6 protein-coding genes are annotated in these 5570 nt (G+C 33.2%); 4 read left to right on the top strand and 2 right to left on the bottom strand.

Annotated features, from left to right (window positions below):
* Window positions 1-382 precede the first annotated feature (382 nt).
* The 4 genes from ACH2CJ_RS19810 (at window position 383) to ACH2CJ_RS19795 (ending at window position 3752) form a co-directional block, all read left to right on the top strand.
* Window positions 383-1498 (top strand): ImmA/IrrE family metallo-endopeptidase, encoded by a 1116-nt coding sequence (locus ACH2CJ_RS19810; protein WP_394995732.1) that lies wholly within the window; start codon window positions 383-385, stop codon window positions 1496-1498.
* Window positions 1482-2057 carry a DUF4411 family protein gene (locus ACH2CJ_RS19805; protein ID WP_394995730.1) on the top strand — a complete coding sequence of 192 codons (576 nt, stop codon included), beginning with the start codon at window positions 1482-1484 and terminating at the stop codon, window positions 2055-2057. The genes ACH2CJ_RS19810 and ACH2CJ_RS19805 overlap by 17 nt, the downstream gene beginning before the upstream one ends.
* Window positions 2058-2232: 175 nt before the next feature.
* Window positions 2233-3267: a glutamate 5-kinase gene (gene proB, locus ACH2CJ_RS19800; protein ID WP_394995735.1), complete on the top strand. Its 1035-nt coding sequence runs from the start codon at window positions 2233-2235 to the stop codon at window positions 3265-3267.
* Window positions 3268-3299: 32 nt separating this feature from the next.
* Entirely contained in the window at window positions 3300-3752 is a 453-nt protein-coding gene (locus ACH2CJ_RS19795) for a heme-binding protein (RefSeq protein WP_394995728.1), read from the top strand.
* Between the two features lie 28 nt (window positions 3753-3780).
* Here ACH2CJ_RS19795 and ACH2CJ_RS19790 read toward each other — a convergent pair whose 3' ends face one another.
* Both ACH2CJ_RS19790 and ACH2CJ_RS19785 read right to left on the bottom strand, forming a co-directional pair.
* Entirely contained in the window at window positions 3781-4485 is a 705-nt protein-coding gene (locus ACH2CJ_RS19790; RefSeq protein ID WP_394995725.1) for a membrane or secreted protein, read from the bottom strand.
* A gap of 119 nt (window positions 4486-4604) precedes the next feature.
* The coding region (locus tag ACH2CJ_RS19785; RefSeq protein WP_394995722.1) for an amino acid permease at window positions 4605-5570 on the bottom strand (966 nt) is incomplete at its 5' end.

The following is a 5570-nucleotide window of genomic DNA, read 5'->3' as shown; positions in this document are numbered from 1 at the left end:
AATTGAAAAGATACTGGAAAAATTATTATAATAAATCAACTGTAAACCTATATCAGGATTTTCAACTATAATTGTAAACTTATTTTAGGACAAGACACTTTGAACAAGTAAAGCAACATAGCGTCTTTGAAAAAGAAGATGATAGTATTGTATGGGAGAGCTCGCTTGACGTAGTAAATGCCTATCAAAAAGACCTTTTAACATTGAATCAATGAAATTGAATAGTCTTTCTGAATTTTTGAAATTAGGTGCAATTTTTGCCGAACTCACATAACTTGACAGATAGCAAATAAAGACTATCTTTGCACGATAATAATAATAGGAATTCTTGAAAGTTGAGCAAAACATAGAAAGGTTAAAGTATTTGCTGACATTGTTAAAAATGTCTGTTGAGGAATTATTGCCTTTAATCAGTGGAGGTTTGACCAAATCAATAACAAAGGAACAGATTTTAAGCCCAAATATTGAACTTGGACATCTAAAAAGAATTGACAAAGTTTTCAATAAGGGCATTCACTATTATTTAGACCCGAAATCACCAGATATTTCAAAAGATGCAAGCATATTTTTTAGAAAACCAAAATTTGACGTTGAGTTAAGTTTAGGAGCAAGAAAAATTGTTAATCATTTTGAAGAGTTTAAAATTTCATTATCTATAATTGCAGAACTTTCAGATATTAAATTTGAAAGAGTTTTGCCAGTTTTTAATCTAAACAGTAGTCCTAAAAATGTAGCAATAGAAATAAGGAAATTGATTAATGCTGAATTTAAAGATAAACCCAAAGATTTTTTAACAGAGTTAATAAAGAAACTTGCTGAAAAAAATATTTTAGTTTTTGAATTCGTAGAAACTTGGAATAAAAAAGAAAGGGCAAATATTGATGGTTTTTTTCTTAAACCCAATGTAATTGTACTAAAAAGACAACAAATCTCATTCAAAAGAGAAGTATTTACTCTTGCACATGAATTAGGACACTATCTTTTAGATGAAGAAGAAATAGACCAAATTGACTATCAGGATTTAGCAAATCAAAACATATCAAAAATTGAAAATTGGTGTAATGAATTTGCATATTATTTTTTAAGCGGTCAATTTGAAAAAGTCATTGAGAGTATAGATAATTCAACAGCTCAAAACGATTATAATATTGACTTAATTCAAACAATTTCAGAAAAAACACATTTAAGTAGAATTGCAATTTTTACAAAACTACTTTTACTGAATAAAATAAGCCCTGCGAATTATAAAAAAGTTAAAGAAAGTTTTGAAGAAGATTTTAGAATTAAAAGTGAAGAATTAAGGAAGCAAAGAGAGTTGGATAAGCAGAATGGCATTAATTCAGGTGGCTCAACGCCGATGCCTATAAAGTCACCATTATTAGTTTCGACAATACAGACAGCGTTTTATGAAGGCGTAATTAATGAATATGAGTTTTGTAAAAAATTAAATATTAAACCTGACAAAATAGACAGTTTCCTATATGAAAGTAGTAATTGACACCAGCTCATTAATGTCGTTGGTTCGCTACTACTTACCATTTGACAAAAAAGCAATTTTATTTGAAGCAATTAAATTCAGAATAGCTAATGGAGAAATTTTGGTCATAGATAAAATAATTGAAGAATGTGAATTTCTTAAAAGTGGAATTGTCTTATCTTCACTTTCATTCTTAACCGATAAGTCATTCAATAAAACTTATAAACTACCATTAAACACAGAATTTATTTTACCACCTGCACCCGCAAAATTTTATAGAATGGTTGATAATAATTTTGTAGTGAATGTTCAGAGAGCCAGATTTAATGAAACTCAATATGATTCATTAAAAAATGACTTTATGAATTCGGCTGATATGAAACTAATTTTGACATGTTTAAATCTTAAAAAAGATAATCTAACAGAAGATGTATTCCTTGTTACAGAAGAGACAGAAATTAGTAACGATAATAAAGTTTTCAAGAAAATACCTGCAATTTGTTCACAGTTAGACATTGTAACTATGAACATTCAACAGCTAATTGACAAACTTGACGGAGTTGAGATAGAAATCAAATGAACTGCCCCTAATAATGTTTGACAAAACGAGGGCAGAATCGGATTGATGAAGCAGTGCTAAATTTGAATATTTGTACTTTTAATTGAAGCTTACATCAGTATATAAGAGCCTTGATAGTCGAAAGATTATCAAGGCTTTTTTTGTGTAATTTGAAAATCGTACCTTTGCCTTTATGATTCAAAAACCTATTCTTATCTTAAAATTCGGAACGGCATCTATTACTCAAAAAAATGGAGAGCCAGACGAAACAATTATTGCCGAAATTGCTCGCCAAGTGTCAACCTTACATACTGACTATCAAATAGTTATGGTTTCTTCGGGAGCTGTGGGAGCTGGTAAACATTTCATTAAAAATTATTCAGGAGAAATCGCTGAACGTAAAGCGGCAGCCGCTATTGGGAACCCACTTTTGCTGAATATCTACGCTAAATATTTTTCAAAATACAATATTCAAATTGCCCAAAGTTTGTGCGAACGCCAACATTTTGGTAATCGTGAACAGTTTTTGCAACTCAAAGAAACGTATCAAGAATTGTGGAAAAACGATATTATTCCGATTGCCAATGAAAATGACGTAGTAAGTAATCGTGAGCTAAAGTTTTCGGACAATGACGAACTCGCCACGCTCATAGCCACAGGTTTTGGAGCAGAAACTTTGATGATTTGCACATCAGTTGGCGGGCTATTGGACAAAGATAAAAACGTTATCAGGAAAATAGAAAACATTGATAATCAAATACTTAGCTTGGTTGATAATTCAAAATCAGCATTGGGTTCGGGCGGAATGGCATCAAAACTGACTTTTACGAAGTTGGCTACTCGCATGGGAATCAAGGTGATTATTTTCGGAATGAAAGAAACGGATGGTATCTTAAAAGCTATTCGTGGTGAAGCTGGAAGTGAATTCTCATCACAAGAAGTCAATCTTTCTTCAAGAAATAAATGGTTGGCAAGTGGTAGTTTGACTGTCGGGACTTTGCAAATTGACGCTGGTGCAGCAAAAGCTCTTCAAAAACGAAGTAGTTTGTTGGCAGTAGGAATCAAGAAAGTAAAAGGCGATTTTGAAATCGGTGAAGTAGTAGAAATTATTGATAATCAAGGTATTATGTTGGCAGTTGCTCGTACAAAAGTTTCTTCGCTTGAATTAATAACAAATTTAAAAACTCAAAATTATGAAGTTGCAAATGCCAATGATATTGTGTTGATTTGAGAAAAAATACCATCAATCATAATCTTCAAAAAATGACAAGCCAAAAACTCCAACAAATCATCAACCGAATGTTTGAAAGCATTTCTGTTCAAATTCCTACTTATAAAGATAGTGCAGCCGATTGGAATATTTCAGATGGAAATGTGTCGGTTTGTATCATTGATGATGCAGGAAATATCTATGGTAAAATTTGGGGAAATGATAAACTAAGAGGTCGTCGTTTTTATGATGTAGCTTATCGAAAAGCCTCGCAAGTTTGGATAACTGGCTATAAAACAGGTGAATACGAGCGTTTGGTGTTTTCTGACAAATTGAATTATAAAGATTTTGGCATAGAATTACCCGACCTCATGGGTTGGGAAGGCGGTCAGCCGATTCAATTAGATGCCGAAACCCGAATTTCTTGTGGATTCAGTGGTTTTAGAGGCGTAAATGATTTGGCAATTGTAAAAAATGCCGCTGATGAAGCGATGAAGCAAGAATAATTGCTTTTTGGGAAAAGGCAAATTCTACTCAATTTTCCTTTTCCCAAACTTCATTGACTTTATCACCTTTTGAGCTTTTACCCGAATGTTGCCATTTGTTGCCTTCAACTTTTGCATCAAAAGATAATGAAGCACCCACTCTGTTATTATCTCTTGAAAAAAAATCAAGCGTTTCAACATATTTTCCATCTTTTAAGGTATAAGTTCCGCCCCCAGTTCCCGAAAATTCTTTAGTTTCCGTATTAATTGCTATCCATTGAAACCTTGTTCCCGAACAGATTTTCAAGGTTTTCCTTGCTCCACGTTTCATTTCATTCATGTTTCCATCTTGCCCTTCTCTGGCGGTGATTCGCCAATTTCCTGCCAAAGTTTCCGAACCATCATCAATGCGTTTCCATGTAGTTTTTGCTTGGTTTTCTATCGTGAAAATATTGTCATTTCTGGTGTATTTGTAGGTAACTTTTGTTCCGACAGTTTCAGGGTGTTTATCATTAAATTCGAGGGTCAGCGTCAAACCAGAATCATTGATTTCGTAAGTACCACCGTAAGTGCGGATATAAAGATTTTTCTCGAAAACCGAAATAGAAAGATAATTTTTTGTCGCAATCATCACAACTTTTTGGTTGGAAGTGCTATTTTCAGGTAACATTTCCCACGCACCTTGAAGCGTACCAGCAAGGCTTTGTAAGGAAATTCCTAAAATAAATAGTGAATGGGGAATCAAGGTTTTCATTTTTTTAATAGGTTGAATTTTAGATTTGTACTAATTTTTAATAAAGTTACTAAAAATACACAATGTAAAATGCACAGATTAAGTAATTTTTAACTCAAGTGATATATACTTTTTTTGACTTACCTTTCTACTATTCCAGCTCTAATTTTGATAAATTTCAGACCAAAAACTATAAAAATGGTCAAGCAGACGAATAAACTCATAAAGAAAATTGCACTTAGAAACGGATTATAGTAAATAATTGCAATCATGCAAATCACTGAAAGTATAAGAGCTATAAATGGAAAAACAGGATAGAAAGGGGTTTTATAAGGTCTTAAAAGCTTAGGCTCTGTTCGGCGAAGTATAAAAAGACTTATCATACTGACAACATACATTACAATTGCTCCAAGCACCGACATGATAATAATTTGGTCAGTTTTTCCAGTAAAAATAGCTACAAATCCAACCATACCACCAATAATCAAAGCCCAGTGAGGAGTTTGATAACGCTGGTTAACTTTTGTCAAAAAATCAGGTAAATAACCGCTGCGAGCCAACGCATAAATTTGTCGAGAATACCCAATCGTATTTCCATGAAATGAAGCAATCAATCCAAAAAGCCCCAAACTTGTAAAAATTTTCGACCAAGTATTTCCTTTTCCCAATGCCATTGCAAGGGTTTCGGGCAATGGATGGTCAATTTCGCTCAAAAGTCTCCAATCGCCCACACCTCCACTCAAAATCATGACGCCAATAGAAAGCACTACTAAGGTAAAAATTGCAGAGATATAGCCTTTTGGTATAGTCTCATTAGGGTTTTTAACCTCTTCGGCTACCATTGCCACTCCTTCGATTGCCACAAAAAACCAAATGGCAAATGGAATTCCCGCAAAAATGCCACTGGCAGTAACGTGCGAGTTTGCGATGAAATTTTTGCTTTCAAATGCAGGGAAAATCAAAGCCATAAAAACTAAAATCTCAATAACCGAAAGAGCAGTTACAATTAATGAAAAATTGGCAGATTGTTTCATTCCAAATACGTTAATGGCAATAAAAACAATGTATGAAACAATAGCTGTGGTGAGAATAGGAATATCAGGATT

Origin of the sequence: Emticicia sp., assembly GCF_043780375.1 — a bacterium.
Taxonomy (GTDB): domain Bacteria; phylum Bacteroidota; class Bacteroidia; order Cytophagales; family Spirosomataceae; genus Emticicia.
This window is presented reverse-complemented; position numbering and strand designations above follow the sequence as displayed.

Coding starts and splice junctions, on each gene's coding strand:
- ACH2CJ_RS19810 (WP_394995732.1), top strand. CDS start 383: ATGTCTGTTGAGGAATTATTGCCTTTAATCAGTGGAGGTTTGACCAAA.
- ACH2CJ_RS19795 (WP_394995728.1), top strand. CDS start 3,300: ATGACAAGCCAAAAACTCCAACAAATCATCAACCGAATGTTTGAAAGC.
- ACH2CJ_RS19805 (WP_394995730.1), top strand. CDS start 1,482: ATGAAAGTAGTAATTGACACCAGCTCATTAATGTCGTTGGTTCGCTAC.
- ACH2CJ_RS19790 (WP_394995725.1), bottom strand. CDS start 4,485: ATGAAAACCTTGATTCCCCATTCACTATTTATTTTAGGAATTTCCTTA.